This is a genomic window from Rhodococcus sp. 05-2254-2 (genome assembly GCF_002259095.1).
Lineage (GTDB): Bacteria > Actinomycetota > Actinomycetes > Mycobacteriales > Mycobacteriaceae > Rhodococcoides.
In genome coordinates, this window is sequence record NZ_NOZJ01000021.1 from 520,261 (window position 1) to 536,845 (window position 16,585).

Annotated in this window: 13 protein-coding genes; all 13 read right to left on the bottom strand. The window is 67.9% G+C overall.

Going from position 1 to position 16,585, the window contains the following annotated elements:
* Positions 1–153: 153 nt before the first annotated feature.
* The 13 genes from CH283_RS25330 to CH283_RS25390 all read right to left on the bottom strand — a co-directional run bounded on the left by CH283_RS25330 (position 154) and on the right by CH283_RS25390 (position 16,518).
* The gene (locus tag CH283_RS25330; protein ID WP_094639602.1) at positions 154–777 is read right to left on the bottom strand and encodes a DUF4913 domain-containing protein; all 624 of its coding nucleotides are present in this window, start codon (positions 775–777) and stop codon (positions 154–156) included.
* Entirely contained in the window at positions 774–2,621 is a 1,848-nt protein-coding gene (locus CH283_RS25335) for a type IV secretory system conjugative DNA transfer family protein (RefSeq protein WP_094639603.1), read from the bottom strand. Before CH283_RS25335 ends, CH283_RS25330 begins: the two co-directional genes overlap by 4 nt.
* A complete protein-coding gene (locus CH283_RS25340) occupies positions 2,618–3,412 on the bottom strand; it encodes a hypothetical protein (protein ID WP_094639604.1) in 795 nt (264 codons plus the stop codon). The genes CH283_RS25335 and CH283_RS25340 overlap by 4 nt, the downstream gene beginning before the upstream one ends.
* Positions 3,409–4,893, bottom strand: a complete 1,485-nt coding sequence (locus tag CH283_RS25345; RefSeq protein WP_094639605.1) for an ATP-binding protein — start codon at positions 4,891–4,893, stop codon at positions 3,409–3,411. The genes CH283_RS25340 and CH283_RS25345 overlap by 4 nt, the downstream gene beginning before the upstream one ends.
* 14 nt (positions 4,894–4,907) lie before the next feature.
* Positions 4,908–6,494 (bottom strand): SCO6880 family protein, encoded by a 1,587-nt coding sequence (locus CH283_RS25350; protein ID WP_094639606.1) that lies wholly within the window; start codon positions 6,492–6,494, stop codon positions 4,908–4,910.
* 3 nt (positions 6,495–6,497) lie between these two features.
* Positions 6,498–8,675 carry a hypothetical protein gene (locus CH283_RS25355; protein WP_094639607.1) on the bottom strand — a complete coding sequence of 726 codons (2,178 nt, stop codon included), beginning with the start codon at positions 8,673–8,675 and terminating at the stop codon, positions 6,498–6,500.
* A gap of 8 nt (positions 8,676–8,683) precedes the next feature.
* Positions 8,684–9,421, bottom strand: coding sequence for a hypothetical protein (locus CH283_RS25360; protein ID WP_094639608.1), 738 nt, complete (start codon positions 9,419–9,421; stop codon positions 8,684–8,686).
* A gap of 70 nt (positions 9,422–9,491) precedes the next feature.
* Entirely contained in the window at positions 9,492–9,905 is a 414-nt protein-coding gene (locus tag CH283_RS25365; RefSeq protein WP_094639609.1) for a hypothetical protein, read from the bottom strand.
* Between the two features lie 58 nt (positions 9,906–9,963).
* Positions 9,964–10,557 (bottom strand): hypothetical protein, encoded by a 594-nt coding sequence (locus tag CH283_RS25370; protein WP_094639610.1) that lies wholly within the window; start codon positions 10,555–10,557, stop codon positions 9,964–9,966.
* Entirely contained in the window at positions 10,554–12,251 is a 1,698-nt protein-coding gene (locus CH283_RS25375) for a peptidoglycan DD-metalloendopeptidase family protein (protein ID WP_094639611.1), read from the bottom strand. Before CH283_RS25375 ends, CH283_RS25370 begins: the two co-directional genes overlap by 4 nt.
* 142 nt (positions 12,252–12,393) lie before the next feature.
* Positions 12,394–14,532 (bottom strand): cutinase family protein, encoded by a 2,139-nt coding sequence (locus CH283_RS25380; protein WP_094639612.1) that lies wholly within the window; start codon positions 14,530–14,532, stop codon positions 12,394–12,396.
* Positions 14,533–14,572: 40 nt separating this feature from the next.
* Positions 14,573–15,862 carry a MinD/ParA family ATP-binding protein gene (locus CH283_RS25385; protein WP_094639613.1) on the bottom strand — a complete coding sequence of 430 codons (1,290 nt, stop codon included), beginning with the start codon at positions 15,860–15,862 and terminating at the stop codon, positions 14,573–14,575.
* On the bottom strand, positions 15,862–16,518 hold the full coding sequence (locus tag CH283_RS25390; RefSeq protein ID WP_094639814.1) for a hypothetical protein: 657 nt from the start codon (positions 16,516–16,518) through the stop codon (positions 15,862–15,864). Before CH283_RS25390 ends, CH283_RS25385 begins: the two co-directional genes overlap by 1 nt.
* Positions 16,519–16,585 lie beyond the last annotated feature (67 nt).

Genomic DNA, 16,585 nt, shown 5'->3' on the forward strand with positions numbered 1-16,585 from the left:
TATCGGCCGTCGTCAGGGCGGGGACGCGCGGCCGATACCGGTTCGGCGGACCTGCTCTCCGGGCGGCCGTGCGGTCCGTATCCGGGCGGGATGTACGGCGTCGCGGCCACGCTCGAGCTGTACAGGTCCGCAGCTCAGGGAGTGGGAATGAGGTCAGGTGGAAGGAACCCAGGCACCCATACGAGCGTTGAAAGTCCATCCGATGCCCTCGAAGATCACGGGACTGTCGGGGTCCGCGGGATCGAGCGGTTCGGCGAGGCCGGAGTCGATGGCCATGTTCATGTCGTCGGCCGAGATGGTGCACACTTCCTCGGCCGCGGTGACATCGACGCCCGCTGAAGGCGGGGCCGGTGCCGGTTCGGGGCGCGCGTCGATGTCGGCATCGACGAACTCCTCGATACCGGCGAGCGTGGTCGGCGGCATCGCGCGGTGCGCACACCGATCGTGGGTGCAGCTGTCGAAGTCCGAGATGTCGCGGATGCGCGCCATGAGCGGCCGGAACCACTGGGTGTGCCAGGCGGTGAGGTCGTCCCGGTACTCGTCACCGCGGTAGTAGGCATCGGTCCACGCCGCCATCAGGGCGCTCAGCTCCTCGACGACGGGATCGTGGCGGTACCAGCACGGCGGGATCTTGGTGCCGAGCTCGTAGCGCTCGCGCAGCCAGGTGGTCCAGTCGATCAGCTCCGACCACAGGCCCCGAGCCTGTTCGGCGTCGAGGTAGCGCCAGGTGAACCGCGACGGCACCAACTCTTCCTGCTCCCCGCCGGGGGCGGTCACGACAGTGTCGTCCCGTCACTGACCTTGTCGAGCACTACCGAACCGGACTGCACCTCGGTACGTGGCGCGGTGCCCGATGCCACGATCTCGTCGAACATCTTCTGCGACTGCAGCACCGCGGCACGTGATTCCTTCTCGTCCCACACCGTCGGCAGATGCACCAGGATCGGCGGCGCGGTCCGGTAGATCAGCAGACCCTGGTCGGGGTCCATCTGACGGATCTGCGCCGGCGACATCACCGGAACCTCTCGCAGCGTCGGGCCGGACTGGGCGTTGCCCGACGGCTGCCACTCGTACCGGTCGCCGAGCATCTTCGAGATCGCCTGCAGCTCGTCGCCTTTGAGGCCGGGAAGGATCAGGCGGGCGGGGGAGTTGTCGGCAAACATCTTGCCCGCGACCGCGCCCCAGCGGAGCTTGTTCTGCTCTTCGTTGTGGGCGTAGGCGTGGATGGTGATGCCCCGGCCGCCCGAGTCCGACATCAGATCCGGCAGGCCGGGGATCGGGGCAACGTTGTTGACTTCGTCGAGTTCGAACCGGATCGGGGGATCGAATCGGCCACCGGGCAGGGACTGCGAATGCCGGTCGGCGAGGTAGTGCACTTCGCTGGCCAGGGCCGCGATGAATGGTGCCGCAGAATTGTCCTTGCCTTTCGAGACCAGATACAGTGTGTCCGTGCCGGATCGAATGAACTCGTCGATGTCGAACGACTCGCGCATCGGGACATCGACGGCCTTGAGCAGTGCGGGGGAGGCGAGCGGGGCGAGGAGTCTGCTGGCCGCGCCGATCATGTCGTCGGAGGAGTCCGATCCGGAGTCGAGGATCTGGCCGAGTTCGGCTTCCCAGCCGGGCATCGTCCGCATCAGGATCTCGCGTGGTTCGCGGCCTTTGCGGGAGTTCACCCATACGCGCAGCGTGGCCAGGTCCGCGCCGCTGATCGCGGCCGCGTGCAGGTAGCAGCGCAGCAGTATTACTGCCTTGTCCTCCCAGTAGCCGCCGTTCTTCGTGTCTCCCATCGGCATTGCCGAAACCAAGCTCTGCGCGCGGCGGATCGCCACGTCCGGATCCTTGCATCCGGAGAGGATCGACCAGCGGATCGGGTCGGGCCATCCGGTGATGTTGTCCGGATCGAAGATCGACACCCGTCCGAGCGCGGCGCGGTGCTCGTACGTTGCCGAGATCAGATCCACTTTCGTTGACGTCACGAGCAGGGTTCCCGGTGCGTCCATGCAGCGCCGATACGCCACGCGCCAGGTCTTACCCGAGCCGGTGACGCCCTCGACGAGCATGCAGTCGTTCTGCTTGATGTAGACGACCCTGTCGGGGTCGACCATGTTGCGGCCCAACGCGATCGCGACCTCGCTCGCGTCCAGCTTCGAGGCCCGCGTGCCTTTCAACGACGAACGGGTGGCGACGGCAGCGGTGCGAACACTCTTCTCGTCGATACCCGCCCGGGCGAGCTCACGTCGGCCGGCGAAGCCGCGTTGCGCCTGACCGCGGTGGTGCTGCCAGTCGTCGATCTCGGAGCTGATCCACAGGGCCACAGCGGTATACAGCGCACCGAGCACCAGAATGCACACCCAGGTCACCCACGCCGGGCCCGGCTGCGCGGTCGCCGGCCACGCGGCCGCGGGGTCCGACGGATTCGTGACCAACCCGCGGAAGATCGAGAACAGCTCACCGAAGCTGGTGGGCATCGCGATCACCTTGCCCGACACCAGCGAGGAGACCATGCCGCCGCCGGCGACAGCAAACACCAGCCCCACGATCAGAGCGGCACCGACCCAGACCTCGGACGGAACGAACGGCCCACTGGGCCTATGGGGAGGGGATTGCATCGCACTCATCGAACGGTCCTATCGTCGGTGGAAGAGACACGGCGGGAATAGCTTTCGAGCACATGCAGCTCGGCGGCGAGACCGACAGCGCAGTCCGCGTCGGCGACCAGGTCGAGGGCGGCGAGGTTGGCTCGCAGCTGCGTGATCCGGATGTACCGGGCCACCGCGGCGGCGTCGGTATCGGAGATCGGGACGGGATGGATGATCTCGAATCGCCCCTGGTCGGGGAGATAGGTCACGGTGGCCGGGCTGGGTTGACCACTGCGCTCGGTGATCGAGCGGGCGAGGTCGTGCGCGAGGTCCGGTGGCCACTGTCCGAGCGGGAGCGTCGAGTTCGGTAGCGGGTCGGGCCGAGTCGAGAGCACACGCACATCGACGCCGGCCTCCGCACTCACACGGCCATCGGGGCCGACGCTGCCCTGCCACTGGATCGGCAGGGCGACCTCATCGACGGCGGCACGCAGGTAGGCCGGTGCCGGTATCCGCGCTGTGCGGACGCCGGCGCTGTAGATCGGGATGGCGGCGAGCGCGCAGGCGATCTCGCCGGCAGTACCGGACACACAGACGTCGTCGGCACCGTCGGAGACTGGAGTGTGCGTGATGGTGACGGTGATGTCGGGCCAGTCGAGGCCGGCGGCATGGCTGACGGCGAATCGTGCTGCGGCCGAGGGGGACGCGAACCGCCTCTCCCCGCTCGCGAAGGTGTCGTCGTCGTACCCGATCGGGGCCGGCGAGCTCACGCGCACGTCGATGGTGCGGAAACGCCGGGCCGCTGACGAGGTGGGCGATGAGGTGCTCATGCTGGCTTGACCCCTTTGACCGCGGCGTCGGTGTCGGTGAGGGCGATTTCCTGCGGGGAGCGGACGTGTTCCATCAGGATCGGGTCGGACGAGCCGATCTTGACCAGGCATTCGCCCTGTCCCAGGCCCATGATGATGTCGATGGACCCGGGCGGCAGGTGATACATCTCCGCGGTCTCGCGGGCATCGTCGAAGCGTTCCTGCGCGAACAGGAACACGATTCCCGCTTCCTGCATGAGCGCCCGGGCGGGGGAGTCGTGGGACATGTCCGAGGGGTGGTGGAAGGCCGAGACGGTCGACAGGCCCAGTCCGCGTGAGAGTTTCATGTTCGACCGGAACACCGCGCCGGTCGATCCTTCGGCGACGTGCCAGCCTTCCTCGACGATGAGGATGGTCTGCTTGGACACCGACGAGCGTGCCGCGAGCAGGTTCGCCAGCCAGGTGTTGATCACGGTCATCACCACCCGCAGCGCGGGCCCTTCGGTCGGCAGCGCGGAGACGTCGAAGTGCGCGAACGGGTGCTCGAGCGCGTCCCGGACCTCCGGGGAGGTCTCGGCGTCGACGAGGCCTTTGAGGTCCCGGTCGACCAGACGCAGCAGGGCCAGGCCCGGTTCGTAGCCCCATTCGAGGGAACGCTCGGACCAGCGGTCACCGAAATAGGTGCCGTCGTCGGTGGACGGTTCGACGAGGCGGCGGGCGAGATCCTTGAGTACCGGTGCGCGACCGGTCGCGGCGGCGTCGGCGTTGACCAGCTCCAACGCTCGGCCGACGGCGCTCTTTTCCGGGGTGGTCAGGGGGCGTTCCATCGTGTCGGCGAGGACGGCGAGGACGAGGGCTTCCTGACCGGCCGGGGTGACGCCGTCGAGACCGCCGGCATGTTCACCGCCGGTGGTGATCGCCGGGTCGAGCAGGTTCAGTCTGGCGCCGCCGCCACCGGTTTTGAACCGAACCGATTCCACCTCGAGGGTGCGGGCGAAGATGGAGTACTCGCCTTCGCTGCACTGGCGTTTCTTGTCGATGACTACCACCTGTCGGCCGAAGATGATCTGCCGCCACAGAAATGCGGTCTTGATCATCGAGGACTTGCCCTTGCCGATGTCCCCGACGACGCAGACGTTGATGTTGGAGATGTCGGTGCCGTAGAGCTCGAACGGATCGGTGATCACCAGATCCTGGGAGATCCGGTTCAGGCCCGTCACCGCTCCCTGGTGGCGGGCACTGCGGCGGCTGATGGCCAGGTTCAGCGCTTCGGACTGCCTGGTCGTACTCCACGCGCCTTCGGAGCGGGGTTCGTACCAGCCGTAGCGGTCGAGAATCGCGAACCGCCGAGGTGGCTTACGTCGGGCGATCTTGGCGGGGATCGCCTCCGCGGCCTCGAGGACGGCGGTGTCGCCGCCGAGCAGGCGGCGGCGTGCCGATCGGGCCGGCTGCTCGGTCGCGGCCGGTCGGGTAGACGGACGACGGGTGGTGTGTTGCGGCATCGAAATCTCCTGGGCTACTTGGTGTAGCGCGTCACGGCGAGACCGCGAGCGAAGGGCAGGGTGGTGAACAGTGCGACGTCGTGCGTGTCGTCCTGCCAGGTGATGGTTTTGATCGCTGATTCGTCGGCGGCTTCCTCTACGCGCATGCAGGCCCGCTCGAGGTCGTCTTCGTCGCGGCCGGTGACTGCCACGGCGAGCGAGTAGATGGTGCCGTGATGGCCCGAGCCCGGCATCAGATCGGTGCGTCGACGCCCGGACGCGGTGGCCATCACTTCGGCCGAGCCGTCGCCGGTGATGCCTTTGCGTGCGGCACTTTCCTGCGAGGCCCGGTCCTGGGTGAAGTCCTGACTGGCCGCTTCCCGAGCCACGGCGTCGGGTACGAAATCGACTCGGACACTGACTGTTCGGATCGTCGGGGACGGCGGGTTCTCGTCGTCGCCGATGTCGGGGGCGACCCCGGTCAGCAGCGGCGCGAGCCACAGCGGGCCCAGCGGAATGGGTTCGATGCTCGCCGGCGGGAGGAACCCGACACGGGTGTGCCAGCGCCGCGACACCACCACCGAGTCCTGGCCACCGACGTAGGAGGGCCAGCAGTTCGACCACCGCGCCCCTTGGTGGCGATCGAGTGGGTTCGACGGGTCGACGAACGCGCGGATCAACGCGCAGGTGCGCTGCTCACCGAGGACCTGGACACGGCCCATGCCGGCGGCGACGAGTTTGCTCACCGCACGCATCGTCTCGTCGCGGATCACCTGGGCGACACCGCCTTCGAATCGGGCACCTTTCCCGCCCGCCGCTCGCGCTGCTTCGGCCTCGAACTGGTCGGTCTGGGGGAACTTGAGCACCACGTACGCCCGGTGCTCTTCCGAGTGCGGCCGGATGGTGTCGATGAGGTCGCCGTAGGACTCCACCGGTGACCGCAGACGCATGTCGCCGAGCTTTTCGACCTCCCGCTCGACCCAGTCCTCGTGCATGGTCAGATCCGCGGGAATGGAGCGGTGGATCAGCTGCACTCCGCGGATGAGCGAGGTCTTGCGGGCCACCGAGGCGCTGAACAGACCGAACTTCTCCGATGTCGTCGCCCAGGCCGCGTCGGTGCGCAGCCCCCCTGCCAGGCCCTGCACGGACAGGACGACCGTGTAATAGGCCCGCTCGCCGGGGTTCGCGGTGCGGACGATGAACATCTCGTCCAGGCCGGTGCCGGCGACGTCGAGCGGGGCGGTCCGCCCGAGCGGCACCGGATACTCCCAGCCGGGGTCGAGATCGGCTACCCCGTAGGCAGGGTCGTCGGCGTTGCGATAGACGTGCTCCCCGCGCCGCATCCGCGACCAGTTCCGCAACCGATGCATCTGCCGCGCTGCCAGGGAAGCGTCTCCGAATTCGTATGTCGAGGCGAACACCCCGACGTAGAACACGGCCACGAGCCCGACGGTCATCGCGCCGCCGCCGGCCGCGAAGTAGTACACGACGCCGATGATCAAGGCCGCGGTCCAGGTGATGAGCACCGGTGCCGAGATCCCGGTCATGCCGCGGCGCGCGATCTCACCGCCCAGGATGGAAGTTCTCTGCTCGCTGTCGTGCTCGACGGTCTCGGTCGACATCGCTTACCTGCCTTCGGCTTCGGACGGTGCTGACTCGGCACTGGATTTGGCTTTGTTCATCGCCGCCGCTGCGGACTGCGCGGCGATCGGCACCGCCGCTGCCCCGGCCGAGGCGACCGTCGCGGCCGACCCCATCGCGAGCTTTCCGCCGAGTCGGCCGGCCATTCCCATGGTCGAGCGCTTCGGTGTCGACGCCCCGCCCTTGTCGGTGCCGCCGCTGTGGGCGGCCCCGGTGGTGTGGCCGGGGGTGGAATTGGTCGACGGCGTCGAATGCGCGGATCGGGTGGCCTTGTCGACGTCGTCGCCGGAGCGGGTCGAGCGCGGTGTGACGGTCGACCCGCCTCCGCCACCACCTCCGCCGCTGCGGCTGCGGAACAGGGCCGAGCTGCCTACGCCTCCGATCACACCACCGGCGACGGAGCCACCGCCGCCGCCGAACCCTTCGGAGTCGGCCTTGGTCGGCAGGATCGGTGCCCACTTGAGCATCGCCCACGGTGCCAGGCCGACGACGACCATCGAGGCCCCGACGAGCACGAGAGCGCCGAGCGAGGTCAGATCTCCCGAGCCGCCGCCGCCCGAGAGCAGAGCGTTGTTGGCCCCGGCGAGCACGATCGCGATGAGCAGGAACAGCATCGGCTTGCTGAGCACGATGCCGACGAACGTGAACAGTGGCCGCAGCGCTTTGGTCCGCCACGTCGGGTGCACCCACATGCCGTAGCCGATTCCGGCGACGCACGCGGTCAGCGGAAGCCCGATCTGGTGCATGAGCAGACCCAGGTAGACCGACATCGCACCGAGCAGCAGGATCCCGAAGAAGACCAGGCCGACGATCGAGCCGCCGACGACGGTGTCCTTGTTCAGCGTGCCCATCGTGGCGTAGATGTTCTGCACCATCTCGGTGATCGTGGATCCGCTGAAACTGGCGATGCCCTCGGTGAGCACTGACGCGAACTCGATCACCAGTTGAGCCAGGGCTAAGGAGAACAGCATCATCACCACCCCGGCGGGCATGTAGCCGAAGACGTTGGCCACCAGCTCCGATGGTGAGCCCTTGTTCCGTGATCGCATGATCGCCAGCAGGACCGCCAGCGACATGACCATGATTCCCAGACCCGTCGATCCGGCGTAATAGGTCACGAACCACTGCTGGGTGGGATCGAAGTCGCCGGTCGAGGTCAACCCACGCAGCACGGCGTCGGTGAGGGAGAGTGCCCCGCTCTTGGTGGCGTTGACCCAGTCGTCGATGACGGTGGTCGGATGGGTGACGAAGTCGACGACGTCGTTCGCTGCCCCCGAGATCCAGGAGAATGCCTGTAGGTAGGCCTTGCCGAGCTTGTACTGCGGGGTGGCCGCGATGACCTTGCCGAGGGTGTCCTCGAGGCGCTCGGTGAACGAGGTGTTCTTGTCGATCCAGTTCGCGGTGCCGGCGAACAATCGTCCGATCGACAGATTCCAGTCCTGGCAGCGGCTGGCATCTGCCCGTTCGGCTTTCGAGCAGTCGACGAAGAACGCGTGCATGCAGTACTGATCGCCCGAACCCTGCGAGCACGGGTCCGACCAGGCGGCGTCGGGCACCTTGTCGGCACCGGGCAGCGCCTTGATTGCCGTCAGCGAGCCCGCGTCCGGGCTTTGCGCCCAGGCGAAGCCCCACGTGCCCCATTCCTTGGTTCCCCACCGGGCGAGGTCCTCGGCGCAGGTTCCCGTCGGTGGGTGAAAGCTGGTGTCCCCGGCCGGAAACACCGTCGGCAGAGCGTCGGCCGGTGGTTCGGTCCCGTCGGCGACGGCCTGACGGGTGATCTCGGCCGTGGCGAGGGTCTGCGCATCGCTGCCGACCGCGCTCGCACCGCCGAGCATGACGGCCTTGTTCTCGTCCGATGCCGTCCAGTACAGGAGCCGGTTTTCGTTCGTGAGTGCTTGGGAGATATAGGTTCCCAGGTCGCCGCCGTGGTCTGCGCAGTTCCCCGTGAACCAGGGCCCGCTCCGAAATTCCTCGGTACCGCCGATGAATTTCTTGAGATCGTCCGGGAAGTGCGCGGGCAGCCTCGATGCCGGTTGCTGGGCGGTGACCGCGCCCGGTGCGGGAGCGGGAACGGCGGAAGGCTGGGCGAGCGCAACAGCGGATGATCCGAACAGTGCCACCAGTGCGGCGGTGACCGCGATGAGAACGAGACGGCGAATCATGTTCTCTCCTAGTCGATGTAGAAGGTGTAGTACCCGGCGGTCAGTTGACCGCCGAGCGCGGAATCAGCGGCCGGGTAGGACGCGTCCTCCGGTCGCGGGCCCTGGCGGTAGGACCAGTCCTTGGCTTTCCAGTCCCCGTCCTGCCATACCAACGAGATGTCGGTGGTCGCCCACAGAGTGCTCACAGCGACGGTGCCGGTGTTGTTGATGTCGGACTGGGTGGTGGTCATCGACCACACCGAGATCTGCGCGGCATCGGCGCTGAACGAGGACACGTGCACCGCAGCCGGCAAGGTGTTCATCACGTCGCCGCTCTCGTCGCGGTTGCTGCCGAGTTCGATCTCGCGGGCCAGTTCGGCACCGGGGTCGGCAGCGATCATCGTCGAGCGGACATCGTTCATGTCGATGCGGCCCTGGCTGGCCTGATCGAACGCCTGGAGCACGTTCACCGCGGCCGTTGATGCGCCTCGGGTGTCGCGGGTGTATCCGCTGGGGACGCCGTTGTTCACTGTCGTGGGTCCGTGTACTGCGCGGATGGCATCGGAGCCACCGCCGGAGTTGTCGGAGCCTCCCGACAGACCGACCACGATCACCGAGACGACGGCGAGAATCGCCAGGGCGACGGCCCCGAGAATGATCCAGCGCTTGGACCCGGACTTCCTGTCGGAGTGCTGATCACCGGAGACAGTGCCGGTGTTGGGCGAGCTGGGGGGTTCGGAACCGACGTTGCGGTAGTCGATGGCCATGATGGGTGCTCGTTTCTGCGGCCGGTGCCGCGTCGGGGAGGAGGGGAGTGGTGGTCAGATCCGCGATCGGCTATGCGCCGGGCTGGACGAGGAGCAGGATCGCGCCGACGATCGGCGAGACAGCGGCCACACCGCCCAAGATGATGAGGGAGAGCTTGAGATCCTCGCCCGCCTCGCTCAGATCGCTGGACATGTTGCGTTTACGGGCCTTCCTGGAGCTGAGGAACGAGGTCAGCACCCACAGGCCCGCGAGGGCGATGCTGGCTCCCCAGATCGCCGCGAGCAGGCGCTTCCATGTCTGGTTCAGGGCGGGGCCGAACAAGCTGATGTCCGGGTTGACCCCGTCGTACGGGTTGACCGCCTGTGCGGCGGCGACTCCGCCGGCCAGGACGGTCAGCGCGGCAGTGAGCGCGAGGACGCTGAGTACGCGGCGTGCCCGGTGCGAGGTGCGGGTGGTGGGGGTGGTGACGGATTCTGTGTCCATCGGGGGTTCCTTTCCGAAACATGGTGTTCTGCAGTGCCAGTGGATCTACGAGGCGGGGTTATTTGTCTTGAATGCGGCTCACCTCCCAGCCGCCGGACCCGCGCCGCAGGATCATCGCGACGACCCGCTCGCTCACCGGTGCACCGTCGATGCGTTGGGTGAGGTGGTAGGACCGGTATGCCGTCGAATCGGTCTGCGGGGGAACGGGTTCGTCGTCGGCGACGAGGTCGGGGGTCAGGACCGCGCCGCGCGCGGCCCAGTCCAGCCATTGCGCGCCGGGGCTCGATTGCGCTGTGGTGGAGGTGATTTCGCGCGCGTAGTCGGAGGTGAGCAGCGGTGCGGTGCGGGCGGCGGCATCGTTGGGTCCGGCGTCGACGGCGGTGTTCCAGGTGAACCAGACCGTCAGCGCCGCGGTGGCCACCGAGTCCGGGTCCTGGCGGTCCACCCCTGCCGCGATGTCGGGCAGCGTGGTCGCGGCCGGCGGCGGGGTGCGGGTGGGATCGCTGCCGCTCGGCGGGGGCGTACCCGGTGTCCACTGCTGCGCCGGGATCGACGGGGCATCGCTGCCGTTGTTGGTGCTTTCACCACCGCAGGCGGTGAGAACCGTTGCAGCGATGAGCAATCCGGTCAGGGCGGTGCGGGTGGTTCTCATCCGAATCTCCGTGCTGTCAGGCCGCTCGCGGGCGGGGTCCAGTCCGATACCTTCACGACGTCGCCGGACTGCGGTGCCTCGACGACCTTGTTTCCGCCGAGCCAGATGGAGATGTGGCCCGAGTGGGGTTGGACGATGTCGCCGGGAGCGAGCTCGCCGGGGGTGGCGATGACGCGGCCGCGGCTGTCGGCGATCTGCGCCGAGTCCTGGTGGGGGAGCACGATCGCGCCGCCGGACGCTTGTGCGACGGCGTAGAGGACCAGTCCGGAGCAGTCGAAGCCGACCTTGTCGAAGTCGCCGATCATGTCCGCGCGGCCGCCGCCGTCGCTGACCCCGCGGGTGGGTCCGTTCCGGTCGCCTCCGCCCCAGGCGTAGGTGGTGCCGAGCCAGCGCATTGCGGCCGCGACGACGTTCTGACCGAACGGGCCACCGGGGACGATGCCCGGTGTGGCCTGGGGGACGGCGACGGAGAACGCTTCTGCTGCGCGGCGGGGAATCTTCGTGACGTAGTCGAGGGTTTCGGCGTTCTGGCACACCCGGCCCTGCGAGAGAGTCGCACCGGGCCCGCAGTTGTACATCGACAGGTACAGCTCGGTCAGGTCGCCGCTGAGCTTGCCGGCGGCGAGGGAGTCCTTGGCGATGCCCGCCAGCTCGCAGTCGTAGGCGGCTTGACTCATCACCGCATCGGCGATGCTGCGGGTGTCCTTGCGGCCGTCTCCATCACCGTCGACGCCTTTCGCGGCCCAGGTGGCGGGCATGAACTGCGCAGGCCCGTCCGCGCCCGATCCTGCGTTGTGGGCGTTGACGTCGAAACCGCCCTCTTGTTCGAGCTGCGCGGCGACGACCGGGGCGGTGACCTCGGGGCAGACGGTGCCGGCTTTGACGATCCACGGCTCGAAGTCCGCCGGCACCGACCCCGGGCGCAGTCCGGTCGACCCGGCCGGGACACCGCAGCCGGGTTTGATCGCGGCGGCGAGCGTGGCCGATCGACTCGATACGCCCTGCGCCGCGGCACCGGTGGTCGGCGTTGCGGCGGAGGGGCCGGCCGGTCCTGCGGCGAGCACGTCCGCGGTGGCGGTCGGTGCGGTGGCACCGGCGGCGGCGAGCCAGGCCACGGGATCGACCGGGCTCGATCCGGATGCGAGGCGCGTTCCGGGCCAGACCTCGAAGTGCAGGTGCGGGCCGGTGGATTGACCGGCGTTGCCGACGGCTCCGATCGGGTCACCGGCTTTGACGGTCTGGCCCGCGGTCACCCCGACGCCGTCGTCGTTCATGTGGCCGTAGACCGTCGAGAGCGACTGGCCGTCGACGGTGGTGTCGATGATGATCCAGTTGCCGAACCCGCTGGCGTGTTCGGCCTTGACGACCGTGCCGTCGGTGGCCGCATAGATCGGGGTCCCGATCGGGGCGGAGTAGTCCTGGCCCTGGTGTCCCTCGGCCTCGCCGGTGACCGGATTGGTGCGGGCACCGAAACCGCTCGTGGCTTGGTATGTGCCTTCACGCAGCGGCATCACCACCGTGCCCGAATGCGGAGCCACCACGGCCGATCCGGCAGGCAGGCACGTGCCTTCGTCGACGGGCGGTGTGCGATCGCCCGACAGGACCGCGAACAGGCCGATCGCGGCAACGGCGGCGATCAGCAGCAGGCTCAGTGCGCCCGCGCTGCCCTTGCTGCCTTGCTGTGATGCTGCCATCGGTGCATGTCCTCACCAATCGAAGAGATGATCAGTGCCCGCCCGGACACCTGTGGTGGTACGTGTAGTTCGGTTGTGGTGCTGTAGTTTTCGATTGCTCTGCGTCATGCCCGCCCGGCTGCAGAGCCTGCTCGACGGCTGGTCAGCCCCCGATCTTCTGGGTGAAGAAGTCGATGAGCCATTGCAGAGCGCTGCGGCCGGTGGAGTCGACGGTGAAGTCCCCGTAGGACTGGTGCGCACCGGAGGCGAAGAAAGTCGCGGCGTCGATACCCGCCCCGACCAGCTCGGCCGCGTCCCCTGCGCCTGGTGAGGAGGCCAGTGAGACGAGACTGCCTGCCAGACCGGCGAAATCGCCGCTGGAGGCTTGCTGACCGATCGCTGCCGACTGACCGGTGACCTGGGTCTGAGCGCCGAGTTGGTCGGGGTTGGTCTTGGCAGCCGAGCCGGTCAGGACTCCGACCGCGACCGAGGCGAGGTCGAGCCCGATCGGGAGCAGCTCGGCGGCGGCTGCGAGGTTGCCGGTTTCGAGGATCTTCCACGCGACTTCCTGAATCGCGCCGACATCGTTGGCCAGGCGGATCACGTCGACGTTGCCGAGCAAGCTCAGCACCAGGGAGGCGATCTGCGCCGATCCGCTGGGGTCGGGGATCATCGCCACCAACGCCGCCAGGGTGTGGAGGTCCACTCCCGCAGTCATTTTCACGATCGGTGCGAACTGGTTGTTGAGGTCCCCGGCGATCTTGTGCGATCCCGCGACGTCGAGAGCGGCGACCTTCTGCGGCAGCGCGATCAGGTTGTCGACGATGCCTTGGTAGTCCAGGCTCGTGAAGCCGGTCGCGACGTTGACGACCTGGTTGACCACTGTCTTCGGCTTGAGCAGCGAGAGCACCTGAGTTGCCGAGGTCAGCGCATCCGGGGACACGGATTGCAACGGTGCGACCTGCCCGGTGAGCGTTGCGGCCGTATCGGTCAGGCCCGCGGTGGTGCCGGTTCCGCCGAGTACCGACGAGGCGGTGTCGGCGATCGAGGTCGCTGTGCTCAGGACTGCGGGGATGTCGATCTGGTCGAGTGCGTCGAGAACCGTGGAGGTCTTGGCCTCCGGGGATCCTTCCGGTGCGGTGTCGAGAGTGGAGCGGATGCCGGGGTTCGCGGCGATCACCGACTGAACATCGGCGACCGGTTCGAGGGTGTTGAGCAGCGATGTCGCCGAGGCACCGACGCTGGCGACCTGCGACTGAGTGCGGTTGGTTCCCACCGAGTCGGGCAGGGTGGCCACCCGCTCGCCGAGGGTCGATGCGGTGTTCGCGGCACCGGCCAGATCGACGCGGGAGAAGTCCGAGACCAGCGACGACGCAAAATCGCTGACCGAAGCCGACCGTGCCGGGATCGTCCCGGGCTGTGTCCCGGCACCCGTGACGCCTCCCTGCGCGGTCGTCGACGGCACTGCGGTACTCGACGGCACTGCGGTACTCGACGGCACTGCGGTACTCGACGGTGCAGCGGTCGTCGACGCTGCTGCGGTCGATCCGCTTCCGGTTTGCCCGCCGGTGATGGCCGGGTCGACGGGCTTGTTCGCCAAGACTTTGCCGAGACCCGCGAGCAGACCGTCCTTGCCCGCGTTCGTCGAGCAGTACAGGTCCGTGGGATTGCAGAGCTGCTTGACCACCGGGGCCAAGGAACCGAAGCCTTCGGGCCGGACCCCGCCGATGCCCTGGCCGTCGACCTTCGGCCCGACGACGGTGCCGCCCGCGGTGCCCTGGTGCGGATCGGCGACCAGACCGACGCCGAGGATGCGCGCTGCCGGCACGACGCCGCGTCCGTTGCCGATCTCGGCGGCGACGTCGCCGGCGGCGTCCGCGCCTTGGGAGTAGCCCGAGAGCAGGAACTTCGATGTGGCGCACGCGGAGGTGAGGATGTTGTTGATGGCGCTCTTGCCGGCTTCCTTGCTGTCGGCGTAGGTGCGGCCCTTGTCGAACGCCGACGCCGCGTACGCGGGGTAGTAGACCTCGATGTCGTTGCCGTACTTCTGTTTCAGTGCGTTGCCGACGGTGGCGAGCATCCCGACCGGGGTGGTGGGATTCGCGGCGGCGTTGGTTTCCCACGTTCCCGGGGCCATGATCGCGACGTACTTCGCGCACGAGGTCGCCGCCGTCGCTGCCGGTGCGGCGTATGCGGGGACGGTGCCCGCGGCCAGGACCACCGCGGAGACGACGACGGTCAGCGCCGACAGTGTCCGGCGTTGTCGTCGCCGCGGGGTGGTGTGCGTTCTCTGGCCGGTCATGGTGTTCTCCTCGTGTGCGTCGAGCGGGGGTGGGGACGGGTCAGGCTCCGCGACGGTCGCGGCTGCGCCGCTCCCACTGCGAGAGCTGTGGGGGTGGTGCGCTGTCGGGCTGTCGGTTCGCCGGCTGCGGGGAATACGGATCGGTGAACTGATAGGCCGCGCCGGCTCGTGCCGCGGCGACGTTGTCGGCGACCAGGGCGGTGACATTGGTGTAGGCCTCGATCGTGTCCGGGGGGAGGTCCTTGTAGACGATCTGATCGCCGCGGGCGAGAGCTGATTCGTACGGGGCCTGAATGAAATTGCTTTCCTGGACACCGAGATTGCGCAGGTCCTCGAAGACCGCCGACGCCAACTGCGGGTTGGAATCGGGTGTTGCACAGGTCACGACGATCGTCGACGCCAGCAGGTGCCCGTAGCCGCGGGCAATGATGCCCTCGAGCATCTGGTAGACCTGCCGGGCGATGTCGAGGCGTAGCGGGAGCGGAACGACCAGGGCATCGGAATGCTGCACGGCCCACTGCCAACTCTCGGCCAAGGGATTGGCTGCGGTGTCGATGACGATCAGGTCCCGGTGTCGGCGCAGCACTGCCATCACCGCGGCGCATTCGTCCCACCCCAGGTTGCGCTCACGGTCGGCCGAATTGTCCGCAGCGAGAATGTCTTCCATCGTCGGTTGACGCCGCAGGAACGCATTGAGCGATCCCGACACCGCCGACGAGGACGCCAGCTCGTGTGCATGGTCGAGCAGATCCCACACCGTGAGCTCCGGATCGGTGGTGCGGGCGGCGCGATCGCCGAGACTGCCGAGTGATTCGCTGGCGTCGAAGACCGTCACCCCGTGGCCACGGTGCTTGCCGAACGTCGAACCGAGCATGACCGATGTCGGAGTTTTGCCGGCTCCGCCCTTGGGATTGATGACCGAGACCACCGAGCATCCGGGAAGGGGTTGTTGCACAACGCGAATCGACTGACGCAGTCTGACTTCGGCAGAGGTGGGCTTGGGTTTGAGGTGAGTTCCCAGGGCGGCGTTGATCCGGCCCCTCAGGCCTGCTTCGGCGGGCTCGGCGGTCGGGTCTTCTTCCTGGCGGTCGAACAGTCGTGCGCGGTAGAACGCTGCGGGGTCGACATCGGGTGTCTCGACCGCTGCCAATGCGTCCTGCCCGACCCCGTACGGGTCCGGTGCGGTGTCGTCGGCCGGCTCTTCTGCAGGCTGTTCGTCCGGTTCGGATTCGGGTCGGCGTAGGCGTTGAGCTCGGAGGTTGACGGTGTCCTCGGCTTCGTAGCCCGCGACGGGGTTGTCGTCGTCTGGGCGCGGGTGCTGTTCGGCCATCAGCCGACCTCGGCTTGATCGTCGACGAGTAGATCGGAGAGCCGGATGGCCTGCCACGGCCGGTGTCCGGGAACCTCGCACCACACGGTGGCCGGGTTCTCGTCGTCGATCTCGAGGCGTTCGAGGTGCACTCCGTATCGCGCGGCTAGAGCGGCGAGCCGTGTGCCGTCGAGGTGAGGGTTGGAGATGTGCAGTATCAGCCGGATCGCGGGGGCGTCGAGCTCTTCGCGTAGCTTGCCGGCGAGAAAGGCTGCCTTGCCGGCCGCCGAGTCGTCGGCCGAGGTCTGATCGCCCTGCCGGAACACCGCGTCCTTGGCGTGAAATGTTCCGTACCAGGCTGTTTCGTCACCGTCTCCGACCACGGCGAAGCTGCCGCGCTCATCGCCTGCGGCGTAGAGCTCGACCACCGGTGCGGCCGACGCCGCGGAGGCGACCGCGTCGGTGACCTGCTCGGCTTCGCTGGCGCGCAATCCGTCGTAGTCGAGGTCGAGCTGCTTGTAGAGCTCGCGTTTGATCTTCTGCCACATCGACCAGTCGGTCAGCCTGGACTTTTCGGCCCATGCGCGGATCTCGCTCGCGGTCGACGCCTCGAGGGTCTCGCGTGCCTGTCGTACTGCGGTGGCGGCCTCGGCCCATTCGCTCGCTGCATCGCTCATGTCCTGGCGTTCCTTTCGTGGTGGCTGTTCGCCGCGGTGCTGCGGCGATCTCGCGCTGTGGCGGCGG

What these genes read in the sequence shown, in the direction of transcription:
- CH283_RS25335 (WP_094639603.1), bottom strand. Translation starts at nt 2,621, where the DNA reads ATGAGTGCGATGCAATCCCCTCCCCATAGGCCCAGTGGGCCGTTCGTT.
- CH283_RS25340 (WP_094639604.1), bottom strand. Translation starts at nt 3,412, where the DNA reads ATGAGCACCTCATCGCCCACCTCGTCAGCGGCCCGGCGTTTCCGCACC.
- CH283_RS25345 (WP_094639605.1), bottom strand. Translation starts at nt 4,893, where the DNA reads ATGCCGCAACACACCACCCGTCGTCCGTCTACCCGACCGGCCGCGACC.
- CH283_RS25350 (WP_094639606.1), bottom strand. Translation starts at nt 6,494, where the DNA reads ATGTCGACCGAGACCGTCGAGCACGACAGCGAGCAGAGAACTTCCATC.
- CH283_RS25355 (WP_094639607.1), bottom strand. Translation starts at nt 8,675, where the DNA reads ATGATTCGCCGTCTCGTTCTCATCGCGGTCACCGCCGCACTGGTGGCA.
- CH283_RS25360 (WP_094639608.1), bottom strand. Translation starts at nt 9,421, where the DNA reads ATGGCCATCGACTACCGCAACGTCGGTTCCGAACCCCCCAGCTCGCCC.
- CH283_RS25365 (WP_094639609.1), bottom strand. Translation starts at nt 9,905, where the DNA reads ATGGACACAGAATCCGTCACCACCCCCACCACCCGCACCTCGCACCGG.
- CH283_RS25370 (WP_094639610.1), bottom strand. Translation starts at nt 10,557, where the DNA reads ATGAGAACCACCCGCACCGCCCTGACCGGATTGCTCATCGCTGCAACG.
- CH283_RS25375 (WP_094639611.1), bottom strand. Translation starts at nt 12,251, where the DNA reads ATGGCAGCATCACAGCAAGGCAGCAAGGGCAGCGCGGGCGCACTGAGC.
- CH283_RS25380 (WP_094639612.1), bottom strand. Translation starts at nt 14,532, where the DNA reads ATGACCGGCCAGAGAACGCACACCACCCCGCGGCGACGACAACGCCGG.
- CH283_RS25385 (WP_094639613.1), bottom strand. Translation starts at nt 15,862, where the DNA reads ATGGCCGAACAGCACCCGCGCCCAGACGACGACAACCCCGTCGCGGGC.
- CH283_RS25390 (WP_094639814.1), bottom strand. Translation starts at nt 16,518, where the DNA reads ATGAGCGATGCAGCGAGCGAATGGGCCGAGGCCGCCACCGCAGTACGA.